This is a genomic window from Psychrobacter sp. T6-1, assembly GCF_052258445.1.
In genome coordinates this window covers 1-15454 of sequence record NZ_JBQQFC010000037.1, presented here as the reverse complement: position 1 = coordinate 15454, position 15454 = coordinate 1, and the positions used below count along the sequence as shown (strand labels likewise).

10 protein-coding genes and 2 tRNA genes are annotated in these 15454 nt (G+C 41.7%); 7 read left to right on the top strand and 5 right to left on the bottom strand.

The window, feature by feature from the left end:
• The first annotated feature begins 320 nt into the window (after window positions 1–320).
• Both ACTXGO_RS04180 and ACTXGO_RS04175 read left to right on the top strand, forming a co-directional pair.
• A tRNA-Lys gene (locus ACTXGO_RS04180) sits at window positions 321–396 on the top strand.
• Window positions 397–770: 374 nt separating this feature from the next.
• Window positions 771–846 (top strand) — tRNA-Lys (locus tag ACTXGO_RS04175).
• An 88-nt stretch (window positions 847–934) separates the two neighbouring features.
• On the opposite strand, the gene ACTXGO_RS04170 is transcribed toward ACTXGO_RS04175, so the two are convergent.
• Entirely contained in the window at window positions 935–1717 is a 783-nt protein-coding gene (locus ACTXGO_RS04170; RefSeq protein ID WP_443573443.1) for an MBL fold metallo-hydrolase, read from the bottom strand.
• Between the two features lie 385 nt (window positions 1718–2102).
• On the opposite strand from ACTXGO_RS04170, the gene ACTXGO_RS04165 reads away from it, so the two are divergent.
• Both ACTXGO_RS04165 and ACTXGO_RS04160 read left to right on the top strand, forming a co-directional pair.
• Window positions 2103–4406 (top strand): hypothetical protein, encoded by a 2304-nt coding sequence (locus tag ACTXGO_RS04165; protein WP_443573441.1) that lies wholly within the window; start codon window positions 2103–2105, stop codon window positions 4404–4406.
• 97 nt (window positions 4407–4503) lie between these two features.
• The gene (locus ACTXGO_RS04160) at window positions 4504–5403 is read left to right on the top strand and encodes a DUF3142 domain-containing protein (RefSeq protein ID WP_443573439.1); all 900 of its coding nucleotides are present in this window, start codon (window positions 4504–4506) and stop codon (window positions 5401–5403) included.
• 110 nt (window positions 5404–5513) lie between these two features.
• Here ACTXGO_RS04160 and ACTXGO_RS04155 read toward each other — a convergent pair whose 3' ends face one another.
• Entirely contained in the window at window positions 5514–7601 is a 2088-nt protein-coding gene (locus tag ACTXGO_RS04155; protein ID WP_443543448.1) for a catalase, read from the bottom strand.
• Window positions 7602–7900: 299 nt separating this feature from the next.
• On the opposite strand from ACTXGO_RS04155, the gene ACTXGO_RS04150 reads away from it, so the two are divergent.
• Window positions 7901–8683 (top strand): dienelactone hydrolase family protein, encoded by a 783-nt coding sequence (locus ACTXGO_RS04150; RefSeq protein WP_443543446.1) that lies wholly within the window; start codon window positions 7901–7903, stop codon window positions 8681–8683.
• A gap of 146 nt (window positions 8684–8829) precedes the next feature.
• A complete protein-coding gene (gene ppc, locus ACTXGO_RS04145; protein ID WP_443573437.1) occupies window positions 8830–11607 on the top strand; it encodes a phosphoenolpyruvate carboxylase in 2778 nt (925 codons plus the stop codon).
• A 16-nt stretch (window positions 11608–11623) separates the two neighbouring features.
• Here ppc and ACTXGO_RS04140 read toward each other — a convergent pair whose 3' ends face one another.
• The 3 genes from ACTXGO_RS04140 to ACTXGO_RS04130 all read right to left on the bottom strand — a co-directional run bounded on the left by ACTXGO_RS04140 (window position 11624) and on the right by ACTXGO_RS04130 (window position 13200).
• Window positions 11624–12247, bottom strand: coding sequence for a DUF938 domain-containing protein (locus ACTXGO_RS04140; protein ID WP_443543443.1), 624 nt, complete (start codon window positions 12245–12247; stop codon window positions 11624–11626).
• A gap of 73 nt (window positions 12248–12320) precedes the next feature.
• Complete coding sequence (locus ACTXGO_RS04135) at window positions 12321–12785, bottom strand: flavodoxin family protein (RefSeq protein ID WP_443543442.1); 465 nt, start codon at window positions 12783–12785, stop codon at window positions 12321–12323.
• Window position 12786: 1 nt separating this feature from the next.
• Window positions 12787–13200 carry an OsmC family protein gene (locus tag ACTXGO_RS04130; RefSeq protein WP_317200314.1) on the bottom strand — a complete coding sequence of 138 codons (414 nt, stop codon included), beginning with the start codon at window positions 13198–13200 and terminating at the stop codon, window positions 12787–12789.
• Between the two features lie 162 nt (window positions 13201–13362).
• On the opposite strand from ACTXGO_RS04130, the gene ACTXGO_RS04125 reads away from it, so the two are divergent.
• Entirely contained in the window at window positions 13363–15105 is a 1743-nt protein-coding gene (locus tag ACTXGO_RS04125; protein WP_443573435.1) for a hypothetical protein, read from the top strand.
• The last annotated feature ends 349 nt before the right edge of the window (window positions 15106–15454 follow it).

The window sequence follows — 15454 nt, the reverse complement described above, 5'->3', positions numbered from 1 at the left end:
TTTGTGGTCATGGGGTTGTATTTGTCCCAATAATATATATAATGTGCTCTCACGTTTAGGGATAGAATATCTCTTAGTGTGAAGCAAGAAATTCGTTTTACAAATAGAGTTTTTAATCAGACATCATAAAGATGTCATTTAGACTGGATTTGTAAACATAGTTTTTAGAATTTTCCCTTTAAGGAAAATTCTCTTGCGAAGCTAAAAAAGCAGTGCTTTTTTCGTTAGACATCATAAAGATGTCATTTTTTAAGAAAATCCCCTTTAAGGTATTTTCTCTTGCGCGGCTAAAATTGTATACAATTTTTTTACGCCGCTCAGGGCCGATAGCTCAGTTGGTAGAGCAGTTGACTTTTAATCAATTGGTCCCGCGTTCGAGTCGCGGTCGGCCCACCATATTTAGTAGCACCTTCATTAAGTGCATTACCCTACTCGGTATTGACTTAATGACTTTAGTTTTAAACCTAGTTTGGATATATAGCTTCTAGAATTTACGATAACGTAAATAGAACTTTTTAAAGTTTAGCGTTTTACACAATTTCCCTCTAAGGAAATTGTTCTTGCGAAGCTAAAAAAGCAGTGCTTTTTTCGTTAGACATCATAAAGATGTCATGTTTTAAGAAAATCCCCTTTAAGGTATTTTCTCTTGCGCGGCTAAAAAAGCAGTGCGATAGTTTTAAACCTAGTTTGGATATATAGCTCTTAGAATTTACGAAAATGTAAATTCTCTTGCGCTCGGACGAAGCAGTGCTTCGTTTTATCCTCGCTCAGGGCCGATAGCTCAGTTGGTAGAGCAGTTGACTTTTAATCAATTGGTCCCGCGTTCGAGTCGCGGTCGGCCCACCACATTTAGTTTGATATTTGTTTATCGTACTACGTAAAAGCCCAGACATTACTTATAATGTTTGGGCTTTTTTTTGGCTATTTTAACTAGCTAAGGGGTTTTAACTCTTTTACGGGCAAATCTAAACTTTACTATAGCACTACTCAAAACATTTTTTAACGAGGTCTTGCGGGGCTCTTTTGGCGCGCGAGCTATCAGACGATCAAAATCCTTATCGCATATCTTTGCTCTTTTATCATGCGCTAATAAGATAAGCGCTGGTTGCAACGATTTAACTTTATCTAGTGAGCTGCGGTAAGCATCAGGCAAAGTAATCAGATAAGGCGATACAAATTTGTCTCTGATAATCAGTATAAGATCAGCGGTATAAACTTGTTTCGTCTGCGCATGCCACAATGATAAGTCGCGATCCGTATGGCCTGGCGTCTCCAAGACCATCCAATCTGCAAAGTTCGGTATCGGGTCGCCATCTTGAACTTCAATATCAACTTTTAAGTTGGGATTGTACCAAATATTGGCAATTGACTTCCCTTGTCTGTGAGCTACGTAATAGGTCAATCCCAAATCATTTAAGTGCGAGATTCTACCCGATATACCTTGATACCAAGATTTTTCAGATTTTGCACTAACGATTTGACAGCCTGTTTTTTGTTTTAGTAACTCAGCGCCGCCCGCATGATCTGGGTGCATATGCGTGACCATGACTGTCTTAAGGTGCCCGGCGGGACGCTCTAATTTATCTGTAATGTATGTCAAAATATGCTCGACATCGCACAGACATCCTGAGTCAAGTAGTAATAACTTGTCAGGATACACCGCCATATAAGTGGTCTGAATATAGCCTTCAATAGCAACGATATCAATTAAACTCATAATAACTCTCAGCCTACTACTAAGCTTTATTTTATTTTTGGTAATTATTAAACAATCGTATAATTAACTTTATAAACCTCTATTTCAAGCTAATCTTATGATTAGCTTAGCGACTATATTTAGTGCTTTAGCATTTAGCATTATAACGTTTAGAGTTGTACAACTCGCGACATTCAGTGAACGCTTGTGACTATTATTTTACAGCGACTATTCAAAGTACTGCCTAGTTGCAAAAAATATAGCGCTAATAATGAACATTCGAACAAAAGCCTGAACTAGTATATAGTCTTGATAGGGTGTGCTAGAGAGTCATTGGATTTAGTTCTTAGAATAAAATCCTGTTATCCTTATAAGGTTTAATAAAGTAATCATCAGTGAGTGGTCTATGAATAGCGTTGCGGAGAATATAAAGTCGCCTACCCAACCTGTGTTAAATACCATTATTAAAGGGTTAGTATTAACACTCTTCACCACAGGACTGCTGGGGTTATCTATACCTGCAAGAGCCGGTGGCGGTGAATACTGCGGCTCTAATTTTTCATTGGACAATCGCACCTATAACGAATGCCAGATCAATTTTCCCACCCTCGATACTGGTAATGATACCCAAACCAATCTCTATTTATTGCTCGCTGATAAAGGCTTAATTGACTTTGACACCCTTGATGAGCTTGGCCCAAGATACTACCGTTATTATGATTTCCCATTACACTTAAGGACTCTAAGACATACAGCGGTCAATGAAGTCGAGAATCCCAAGCAAAGCTTTTTAGAGGACTCAGAAACCAGCAATTACGCTGAATATTGTAATAGCTTTTATACGGGCGAGGAAGCGCTAGAGCAAGCCCTAAAACTTGATCCTGAATTGACCTCTAAAGAGCGCGTGCAACTAATGCAGTTTCGCAGCGCTATTCGCAGTGAATGTACCGACTCGTTCAACCGTGCCACGCCATCATTAGCAGTAGAGAACGATGCCCCTGATGTCTCTAATGCACCTACCTTTCCCTTGCAATGGTCTACCAATGCTCAGCCATACGCCGACTATATCTTAGCCACTCAGCTGTTTTATTTGGGCGAAAAGTCAGACTTTGACAGTGCCGATAATCTCTATAGCGCTTTGACTAATATTAAAACCAATAATAATGCTGGGTTAGCTTGGCTGGTCGATACTGCCAACTATATGCTCATTCGTACGGGTATTAACCGCATTTATCAGCAGGGTATGGCAGACTACTACTATAAAAGCGAGAGCGTTGATCCAAAGCTATTTGCGGGCACGCAACAGGCCATCAACTCTTACCTGAGCCGCTTCAAAAACGGGCATCATACTGCTTCCGCTCGGGGCTTACAACGCAGGCTCTATTGGCTAGCCGATGAGCAACAAAAGCTAGTGGATGAGATCGAATGGCAAATGAATCATGCAAACTCGCTACAATTTAATCTCGATAGTCGCTCATTACCAGCAGAAATCGAACGACGAGTATTTTTCCCAAGTTATGATGAGTTAATCGATACCAACACTTTTAATAGCCCCATCCTACTGACCAGTTTTGCCTTGTACCGCTTAAGACCTGCCAGTTCTTCTAACTCCCCTACTCCTTTGACGTTAAGACAGCTTGAGCGTTTAAAACCTAAGTTTAAAGATCGCATGGATTTGTATCAGTATCTACTGGCGACTTATTATTTTGTACAGCAAAACAACCCAAAGCTTGCCTTACAGTACTTACCAAGCGATGCGCCTACTGTAGCAAAAAGCAAAATGTCGTATTCAAAATTTAGCCAATTCGTGCTAAAAGCAAAAGCATTGCAGCAAATGGGTAATGTTGATGAGGCAAATGCACTATGGGATCGTCTGCACAAGCTACCCAAACAGCCGTTTCAGAATATTGTAACCGAGCTGGCGTTAGCGCTTCGAGCGGATCAAACTAATGATTACAGCAAACTGTTTGGTAATAATGCCAACATGCAATCACAAGTTCTAAAAGTACGAATAATAAAGTATTCTGCTGATCCTGCGCTATTACAGCAAATTGCTAATAGTCATTCGCCAACCGATACTATTGGTGCAGAAGCCCGCTACGCGCTACTGAGCAAATCACTGATCCATGGGCGCTATAAAGACTACTTAACCTATAAGCCCTCCTATCTTCCGAAGAATGCTCAAGAATACTTGGGCTATGATAGTCAAGAGGAGACACTCAAATACTTGCCTGTTTTTAATGAATTTAATTGGCAAGGCAAAAAGATAAGTCCTAGTATCAACTGCCAAGACTTAACCAAAACCGTCACTCGCTTAAGCCAAAACCCAAAGGATAGACTACAAACTCTATGTCTGGCTGAGTTTATGTATGATACTAATGTCACAAGCTATCTCAACGATTATGACCAGTATTATCATACTGCTGATCAAAGCGATATGAGTTATCCTTACTTAGGAGACATACCCAGTCGTTTTAAGGGTAAAAATACAAGCCGATTAGATATGTATCAAGCTATATTTACCAATAATCCAGATGACGAATTATCTGCTTATGCCCTACACCGTGCCATTGGTTGCTTTGCAAGTGCTGGTAATAACCAATGTAGCGATGAGGACGTGGATATGTCAGTCCGTAAAGGGTGGTTTCAACGTTTAAAATCAGACTTTAGCAATACGACTTGGGCACAAAATCAAAAATACTACTGGTAATAACCCGTCTAAAATTAGAACGTGCTAAACATTGAGACGTGTTAAACATTGAGACGCGTTAAGCATTAAGATGTGTTAAGTATTAGGAAATATTGACTTGATAAATAAACAGCTCAAACTCAAAAGGTTCGTCTTAGGGTCTATTTTCTTAATCATTCTGCTCTTTGCGGTTTTTATTTATATTCAGTTTGAAAAATCTCTTGCGACTAGTCAGTCTGATAAGGTTCAACCAACCCATTCAGAGGCTAGTCATCCTAATAGTGTTCATTCTCCAGACACAGATGCTTCTGTTAGTGGTAGTGGTGGCGATAGTGTCATTATCAATCCCAAGGACTACGAGCAATTTTGGATTTGGACGCCGTCCAAAGATGACACTAAACTTAGCCAAGCTCATACCTTATATCTTTTACAAGGTGAAATTCGTTCGCCCAATATTCCGTACTATCGTCCCAACACGCGTGAGAACGCGGCTCATGCGGCACCGGCAACGCTTACCTCTCAAGGTTTAGGCGTGCGCGCTTTAACTGATAAAAAGATTTGGCTGGTCTATCGGGCAACCAGTCAAGAGTGGTCAGATAAGGTTATGCCGCAGCTTATTGAGCGCTTGGACAAATGGCAGCGTGCAGGTAATCAAGTCATGGGTATTCAAATAGACTATGACGCGCCAACCTATCAACTCGATAAATACGCCGAGTTACTCAAAGGTATTCGTCAGCAGTTGCCAGCGCAATATCAATTAAGTGTGACTGGATTGCTTGATTGGTCAAACCAAGCGGATGATCCTCAGTTTATGCAACTTAATGATGCTATTGATGAGCTGGTTATTCAAACCTATCAAGGGACAATGACTTTGCCCGATTACTCTCGATATCTAAAAAAGTTAGAAAACTTACCGTTTGATTTTAAGATTGGTGTTATTGAAGGCGGTCAATGGCAAGTCGCAGAATTTTTGGAAAATAACCCCCACTTTAAAGGTTATGTGGTGTTTTTGCGCTAGAGATTGATGTGGTTTGAGTAGTCTTTTATTGTGAAAAGAGCTAAACCATTTTATAAAAACCAAAAAACCCAGCACTTAGGCTGAGTTTTTTGCTAGTTATCAGTGAGTGATTAAGCTAAATCACGTACCTTTGGCTCACGCTCCCACAGACGAGTTTTGGCATTTTCGATAAAGCCATCAACATCATCAAGCGGGGTTACAAAAGCATCTTTTTCGATCGGCAATTTGCTCAATATGTGTTCTTCAGTTGCAGGGCAATAAGCGATGGCCTTGCAATGCGCATAAGCATCGGTGAACCAGTCTAATGCTGAGCTGTCCTCTGCAAGATTTTTAGCTGGTGGATGCATAATGATACTTACTACCGCATCAAAGAGCACTGATGGACCGCCAGCTAAGCGCTCGTCAGCTTGTACGCGAGTACCATCGTCTAACGTCACTTCTTTGTTCGGTGCGACGATTTTGACCATGCCGCCCTCAGCATTGACAGCGTCTTCAAATTTCTTGATTTCGCTATGACTTGAGCCTTCTGCGACTAAAATACCGACCAAGCGGCCTTTTAATGTCTTAGGCGATAGACCAATAGTCTGTACTGCTTTTGAGGTATCCATATCTATTACTGGCGCAGCAGGATCAGCGGCTTCAGGTAGCTCCATGCCCAGTGCTGTTGCTACGCGGTTTGCCAAATCTTCATCGATATTGCGTAAATGACTTAGCGTGCGAGTACGGACGTGAGCGGTGTCCACCTTACCAAGCTCAAACGCGTAAGCTGAAGCGATGTGAGCTTGTTCTGCAGGGGTCTGGCTGCGATAAAACATACGCGGCTGGCTATAGTGATCAGCGAAGCTCTCAGCACGTACGCGACCTTTGACGCCATCATCCAACTTTTCAGCAAACGACTCAAAACCCTTTTCAACACTCTCACGTGGACGCGTTGTATCTAGGCTTTGCGGCTCATAGAGTACGCGAGTTTTTGGCACCTGCATTTGCATATGGCCATCTTGCTGGTTGTTGGCAAACGGGCACTTTGGCGCGTTGATAGGAATTTGCACAAAGTTTGGTGAGCCCAAACGCTTAAGCTGAGTGTCCAAATAGCTAAACAAGCGACCTTGTAGTAATGGATCATTACTAAAATCAATACCTGGTGGCACATGAGATAAGCAGAAGGCAACTTGCTCAGTTTCAGCAAAGAAGTTATCTACATTACGGTTTAACACCATCTTACCCACTATTTTGACAGGTACCATCTCCTCTGGAATCAGCTTAGTTGAGTCTAGATGATCAAATGGGAACGCGTTAGCCTCTTCTTCTGTAAAGAGCTGAACGCCAAACTCCCACTCTGGATAATCGCTGTTATCAATCGCTTCATACAAGTCACGACGATGATAATCAGGATCTGCGCCAGAGATTTTGACAGCCTCATCCCATGTGGTAGATTGAACACCGAGTACAGGCTTCCAGTGAAAACGTACAAAGGTGCTCTTGCCATCTTTATCTAGTAGACGATAACTATGAATACCAAAGCCTTCCATCATGCGCAGGCTGCGTGGCAATGCTCTGTCACTCATCAGCCAAATCAGGTTGTGCATGGTTTCAGGGCTAAGCGAGACAAAGTCCCAAAACGTATCATGAGCAGAAGCAGCTTGTGGAAAGCCACGATCAGGCTCAGGCTTAACCGCGTGTATCAAATCTGGGAACTTGATCGCATCTTGAATAAAGAAGATCGGCATATTGTTGCCGACGATATCCCAGTTGCCCTCTTCGGTATAGACTTTTACCGCAAATCCGCGTACATCACGTGGGGTATCTTTTGAGCCTTTATTACCAGCAACAGTAGAAAAACGCGTGAACAACGGCGTCTGCTTGCCAGTCTCAGTCAAAATTTTAGCCGTCGTATATTCTTCTAATGATTCGGTCAATTCAAAATAACCGTGAGCGGCACTGCCGCGGGCATGAACCACACGCTCTGGGATACGCTCATGGTCAAAATGATTAATTTTTTCACGAAGGACAAAATCCTCTAGCAGTGTTGGCCCGCGTGCGCCTGCCTTTAGGGAGTTTTGGTTATCAGCGATAACGACGCCTTGCTGCGTAGTTAAAGCTTTATTGTCATCTCCTGCGCGTTGGTGCGTCTCGCCACCATTGCCGCGCGTAGGGTTCATATCAACTGCGGGGTCCGTATGATCTATATTGGTTTTCATTGGGCATCCTAGCTTTTTTGGTTGTCGATTATAGGTAAGCTCATAAAAGAGCGACCATTCATAGTACCCAAAAAACCTAGCCGATACATGGTTTACCTTGTTGATATTTAGTTAACTTTTGCATTACTCAAAGATAATTTTTGCCGCGTTTTGTATTAAATCTACATTAATAACTCATGCTTGTAATGTAGCTATTCTATAGGGTATGCTTTTATGCAAGCCTATAAGATATAGGTCATCTTCTTAGCATGCTCTTCTTTTAATTATTACACCTAATCATCTATAAAAAGAGGCTCTCTATGTCACTCCTGTCAAAGTCATCTACTCGCTCACTTATCGCTGGCGCATCATTAAGTCTGTTTGCTCTAACTGTGAGTCAAAGTGCACTAGCTATCACTGCTACAGACATTACCTATACGGTAGACAATCAAAACTATGAAGGATATTACGCCAAAGCGGATCGACCAAGCGCCCCTTTTATCTTACTTATTCATGATTGGGATGGACTCACAGACTACGAGAAAAAACGTGCCGATATGCTAGCTGCTGAGGGCTATAATGTCCTAGCCGCTGATATGTTCGGTGCTGGTATTCGCCCCACCGAAATGGCGGACAAAAAACGTCTGACTTCTGAGCTGTATGATGATAGAACCAAAATGCGCCGTTTACTTGCCGGCGCACTAACAGTAGGTCAGCAGCAGGGCAATAATGTTCGAAATGGCACCACGATGGGATATTGTTTTGGCGGAAGTGTGGCGTTAGAGCTTGCCCGATCCGGTTTTGAGCAAAAAGCATTTGTGCCCTTTCACGGCGGGCTTGAGCTTCCGACAGGTCAAAATTACAACACCACTCGCGGTGAGATTTTAGTCTTTCATGGCACAGCTGACGAAGCCGTTCCTTTAGAGGACTTTACCGCCCTTGGCAAGACTTTGGAGGCCAGTCAAGTACCGCACGAGATGATTACCTATAGCGGCGCGGTGCATGCTTTTACCGATTTTAATAATCCTGATAGATACAACGCCCGTGCAGATGAGCGCTCATGGAATCGTTATCTAACGTTTTTAGAAGACAGTTATAAATAGATCCATCAGCTTATATAACTTTTTACAAAGAGTATAAAGAGTATATAGATACTTTTGTTATTGACACACCCTAGTTCTAGACCTCTTAGCTCTAAACTAGGGCGTGTTGTCTTTAAAACTTAGGAAATACCAACAAGGAGGACGAGATGCTATTACAGAACGATATATTACGCGCGCGTGTCAGATTATTAGGGTCGTTATTGGGAGAGGCGATAGCTCGTCAATCTGGAGAGGACACATTGAACACTATTGAGACGCTGCGTAAGGGCTTTATTCAACAGCGTCGTGAGCCAAACGCGCAAAGCAAGCAGCATCTTATCGACCTTATTGCCTCCTTGGACAATCCAACCCTCAAAAACGTTATTCGTGCTTTTTCTATCTACTTTTTTTTGGCCAATTTGACAGAAGAGAACCACTCGCGTGAGCAGCGCCGAGTCATGCGCGCTGAGTCTAATCAAAGCTGGGAGGGCTCGTTTCGCCGTACTTTGTTGGAATGCCGCGCGCGCAACATTACCCCTGAGCAAATAAAAGTCCTTATCGATCAGCTAAAATTTATCCCTGTCTTTACCGCTCACCCGACTGAGGCACGCAGACGCACGACGATGAATATCTTGCAGTCTTTGTATGAGCATAGTGATGCACTAAATCACGTGTCTGAGGAGAGCTTAGCGTTTGAGCAAGCCAAACAAAAAACAGCTGAGACCATCGATCTACTGTGGTCATCAGATGAGGTGCGTACGCGCAAGCCTTTGGTTTATGACGAGATCAATAACGGTCTGCACTATTTTAATGCCAGTTTGTTCACCGCCATTCCCAAAGTGTATCGCAACATAAAGAACGCTCTTGTCGATATCTATCCTGAATTAAGCGACTATCCCCTACCAGCCTTTGTCAATTTTGGCTCTTGGATAGGTGGTGATAGAGACGGCAATCCTTTTGTCACGCACGAGACCACTGAGATGGTAGTCCTTATGCATGCCAATACGGTGCTGCGTCATTATCAGGTATTACTCAAGCAATTACGCCGTGAGCTTATTCATAGCGATACTGTCGTCACTATTGCACCAGACGTTTATGCTCGTATTCAAGACTATAGTGAGCTGGATAAAAAAGTGTTTGGCTATAATCTTAATGACTATAACAACGAGCCGTATCGTAGGCTGCTATCGATTATTCTTGCTAAAGTCAAAGCCACTAATGAGCATATTCAAAGCCAAGGCACAGATACGCAAGCTGCATTTGACGCTTACCTGACGCCACAAGATTTATTAGATGATTTACGCCTGATTCGCCAGAGTGTTAATAAGCATGATAAGGCACATGCCGACGGCGCTCTGCTCGATATGATACGCTTGGTCAAAACCTGCGGATTTCATCTAGCGGCGCTTGATATCCGTCAAGACTCAGGCTATCACGGCGAGGTTATCGCTGACATTTTCGCCAATGCCTCAAACCTACCTGATTATCACAACCTTAACGAATTAGAACGTCAAGAATGGCTAACGCGCTTGCTCAAAAACCCAGGGACACCGCTTATTTATAGTGATCATTTGAGCGAGCAAACCCGTGAACAACTGGCTTTAATGCAGACAGTAGCTAATCTTCGTAAACTGGTCGGCGATGATACCTTTGGTAGTTATGTCATCTCAATGACCAACAACGCCAGTCAGATTTTAGAAGTGCTACTACTCATGCGTTTTGCAGGGTTATCTGGTATTGATGATAAGGGGCATTTATTTGCAGCACTACCTGTTGCGCCCTTGTTTGAGACGATCGATGATCTTAAAAATATCGATAAGATATTACCTACTGTCTTAGACAATCCACTGTATCGCCAGCTCCTTGAGCAAACCGATAATACTCAAGAGATTATGCTGGGCTATTCTGACTCTTCAAAAGATGGCGGCATAATAACCTCAGCTTGGCAGTTATACAGCGCCCAGCAGACCATCACGCGTATCGCTAATGAATACGGAATCCATACGCGTCTATTTCATGGTCGCGGCGGTTCAATTAGCCGTGGTGGTGGCTCAACTCATCAAGCTATTGCCGCTCAACCTACAGGCACTCTAGATGGTCAAATCAAATTCACTGAACAAGGTGAAGTACTATACGCCAAGTACGCTAATCCAGACACTGCCGTTTTCCAGCTGACTATGGGTATCACAGGCGCACTCAAAGCCAGTTCTTCTAAGTTTTTAGAACAGCCTCAGCACTTAGAGCGTTATGAGGATTTGTTCGCGCGTCTGGCCGATGCTGGTGAAACCCAATATCGGGCACTCACTGATCACACCGAAGGATTCTACTCATTTTATTCGCAGGCGACCCCTGTACAAGAGATATCCCTGCTCAATATCGGCTCGCGTCCTGCGCATCGTAAAAAAGGCTTACCGAGCAAGTCAACGATTCGCGCCATACCTTGGGTATTTGGCTGGTCGCTGGCGCGTTTTACCCTACCTGCGTGGTACGGCGTTGGTAGCGCTTTGAATAGCGTTAAACAAGACGAGGAGCTGATGAAGGAGATGAACGCCAACTGGCCTTTCTTTACTGTCTTTATAAGTAACATAGAGATGGCATTTACCAAGTCTGAGATGGACATTGCGCGCGCCTACAGCTTACTCTGCGATGATGAGAGTCTGCGCGAGCATATTATGAATGATGTAGTCAAAGAGCATGAGCTAACTCACTCTGGTCTTAACTCACTGCTCAACCAGCAGTCTTTATTATCCAACCAACAAGAGCTATCGGCATCGCTAGAATGGCGTAATGCCTACTTAGATCCGATTAACTACATCCAAATTGAGCTGCTCAAACGCTTACGGCAAAAGGGTGATGCTGATGACGACAAGGATAAGCTCGCTGTAGAAGATCCCCTGATTCGTAGTATAAATGCTCTCGCAGCAGGGTTACGTAACACAGGATAGCAGTGGCATCTCTACCTTATGCCTGCACTCTTTTTTGAAACACCAATATTTGGTTGTTTGCAGGCATATCGTATTGCGTTGATAACTGTAAATCATGCTTCTTTGCTAGAGTGAGGACGTCCTCTTTGTCACGGATACCACTAGCGGCATCACGTTGTTTTAATGATAAATCAAAACGTTGATTACTCTCGCTTGTGTACCTGCCATCTTCATTGAACGGGCCATAGACAATGAGCTTGCCATTCATAGGTAATGCATCACCTACCAATTCAATCAAGGTCTGAACCAAAGACCAGCTGATAATATGAAATGTGTTGGCAGTAAACACAGCATCGTAAGAGTCTTTGACATTATCAGTCAGTGGAATGGAATCACAAGTTAAATCAAATGCCAATGGCGCTCTTAAATTGGTCGTAGGATAAGTATCATGCCAAGCTTTTATATAAGAGTGGTTGCTCACAACATCACTAGTCTGCCAAATCAAATGAGGCAAGTTTGGTGCAAAATATACACTATGCTGACCCGTTCCTGAGCCTATCTCTAGCACCCGCGTATAACCTTGCAGCTCTACTTGCAAAACCTTTAGGATAACGTCTTTGTTATTTTCGCAAGCTTGAGAAAACGGTAATGGAGAAGTCATAGCTTTTTGGTCCAAATTACTTAGTTTGATCTTAGTGCTCTAAATTCTGTTTATATCTTCGTTAGCTATTTAACTAATAAATACCTGCTTCTACCCCAGCAGCTAAAGTCATAGCAAGTTCTTTTACTTGCTCAGTAAACTCCTCTTGCCACTCCCCTTTTAAAATGAGCGTATCTTGAATTTGATTCCAGCGCAGACCCGTGATGATCGTCTTCATAGCCAGTTTAGTCCCTGTACCATCAAACCCTGCTCGGATATACAGTGCGAGAGGTAGGCCTTGCTTGTGCTCCAAAACCGGATAATAACAGCGATCAAAAAAATCTTTGGTCAATCCTGCCATGTAAGATAAATTCTCTGTCGTGCCTAATAGCAAAGCATCTGCTGCCATTATATCTTCAGGCTGCGTATCTTGCGGAGACTTGAGTACCACATTGATATTAATATCGGGATGGTTGGCGCCATCAAAAGCTGCTTGTGCTAGTTTTTTGGTATTCTTTGAGGGCGAATGAGCAACTATGAGTAATGTCTTGGTCGTCATATTAACCACCATCTGCATAGCTAAAGGTTACGTTTTGAACCACGTCTGGGTGGAGGCTACGAGCCACAGGACAAGTTAATGCTGTGTTGTAAAACACTTTTTGTGTTTTATCATCTAGCTTCTGTAAAAAATGCATAGCGACGTGTATCTCACTAACTCGTCTTGGATCAGATTCCATGATCTTAGTCACTTCAGCTGTAGTGCCCGTAATATCAATACCCATATCAGCAGCTTTAATACCGATAATAGTTAACATACAACTGGCTAAGCTGGTCGCTAACAAATCCGTTGGCGAAAACGCCTCGCCTTTACCTTGGTTGTCCGTTGGCGCATCTGTGATAATTTCGTTGCTAGATTGCAGATGCACTGCGCTCGTACGCAATGAGCCTTGGTAATTAACTTTTGACGTACTCATATTGTTCTTCCTCATTTATATAGATTCTTATTCATTTAAAATTTTTAGTTGTAAACTTTTTTAATTATTATCAGCTGATGGTTTATCCTATGACAATTGTGCATTACAATTGCTTATTTAGTATGTCATACAATTGACCGAATGCCTAAAGGACTTCAACTCATGAATATTCATGACTTATCTGAGTATCAGCTTTACAAGCTAAAATCTATAGATCCCGCACTTAGCTCTGATTGGTATGAATCCGTTGAAAAAATATTACCCAAATTGCATAAGAAAAGTCAGTACAGTATCTATAAGAATATACTAAAGCCTCGCGGTATAACGATTAGTGCAGACAAAAAATTAGTCTATAAGCGTCCTGAAACTCTGTCTTTTACGATTGGTAGTATCAAAACTAATAATAAAGATCTGATTTCCATCGCCTCTCATATGCTCAAAGTCGTAAGCTCTGACATTAAAGCTTATAACGCGATAGCTTTGGCTGATAAAGTTGAAGCACTACTTGGCTACTTAGATAATTTAGAGGTTCATGATTCTCTACTAGATCAAAAAAGTCGTCATAGAATACGAATAGCATTTTTATACGAGTTAGCAAACTGGATTGACACTATAGAGTTAACCATACATTCAGGTCTACGTCAGCTAAATGATGATATCGTGAAGTCCTATTTTAAAGAAGTCTTTATCAAGCAGCAGATTCAAGGTAGAGACTTTAGAAGTTGGGATTCCTCTGATTTAGAATTTCAAGAACTTACACATTTTCCAGCGTTTATCAAAAAAGAAGGCTTAGATAGAAAGTTCTTTATCGTTGAAGGACAGCGTTACTGGTTTTTGATTGGTATTGCAGATCAGATCGATAAAAACCCGTACTCTTTTAGACGTTTTTTACATGAGGATAGTAGCGGCGGCGGTCACCATCAGTTTGTCTATCTTACTCATATTGTACTAGACAAAAAGCGTATGAAGGATTCTAAATATCTCACGCATTCTTCTTACTGTATGTCCAGATTATATACACTCGATAGAGGAGTCTCTGATACTATCTTAAAATTTGTGAATGAAATTAAACGCTTATACAGCTGCTATTTAAAACCTTTACTTAAAGAGCCGCTCGAACAAGATGGTAGTCAACCTGAAGTTATAATCAAAGAACGTCTTATCAAGTATGAAAAGCAGTTATCTCTGCTAATACTACAAAAACTACCTAATGTCATCAAACTGACAGAAAACGATATTAATGATCGAAACTATTTGTTTTATCATTTAGATCAATTAGCAAAACAGATGAGTGATAATATTCAAGATTTTAGACTGCAACCTTTAGTGATGTATTCTGATAGTGGTGAGGTCATGGTTATAAAGCTTATCGCTATGCGCAAACTATTAGATAAATTACGTTTGGTACTAAATGCTGAGCAGCAAAGAGTAGAGGAACATGCCGATCATATTAAAGTACCCTTAACAACAGTTAAAGAAAAGTTAGAAGAGACTGAAATCTCTTTAAGCGAGCTACAGTCTTATAAAGATAATATAGCGAATTATAATGAAGTTAAAGAGAAAGGTAGTTTTTGGCAAAAATTGAAAGCAGGCAAGACGCCTAATTATTCACTAGAAGACATCATAGAGACAGAACAATCGGTAAATGAAGATCTATTTATGTTCATTGTCAGAATGGCAAAAAATCAAAACAAAGGAATGGTATACCCTGAATTTGAATGTAATGAAATTATCAATGAAAAATATAGACATTACGCATTAGCAGATGGTGAATTAGGAATCAGTCGACTGCCTAGAGTATTGAGACTGAGCGAAAACAGAAGTCGTTTTAATGCTGATTCTATTAAAGAGGCAGTATATCAAGACATATTTGAGTCTAACCAAGAATGGAAATCCCAAGTTTAAGAATATTATATAAGAGTTGATATGATTAGAGCTGTACGTAACAGATCTTTTTAAACATAAAACAAAGAAAAGCCCAATCCTGAATAAATAGGATTGGGCTAGTCTAGGAATAGAGAGCTGACGATGACCTGAGAACCGTTAAAAAATTGCATGTCAATTTTAGGTTCGCAAGAGCCAATCCTTTAAATAGGATTGGCTGCGTAGGTCACATGGTAAATGGTAAAAATTAAAGATAAAAAAAAGAGCCATCCGATTAAGGATGACTCTTCTTAGAATAGAGAGCTGACGATGACCTACTCTCACATGGCCGGAGCCACACTACCATTGGCGCGACGATGTTTCACTTCTG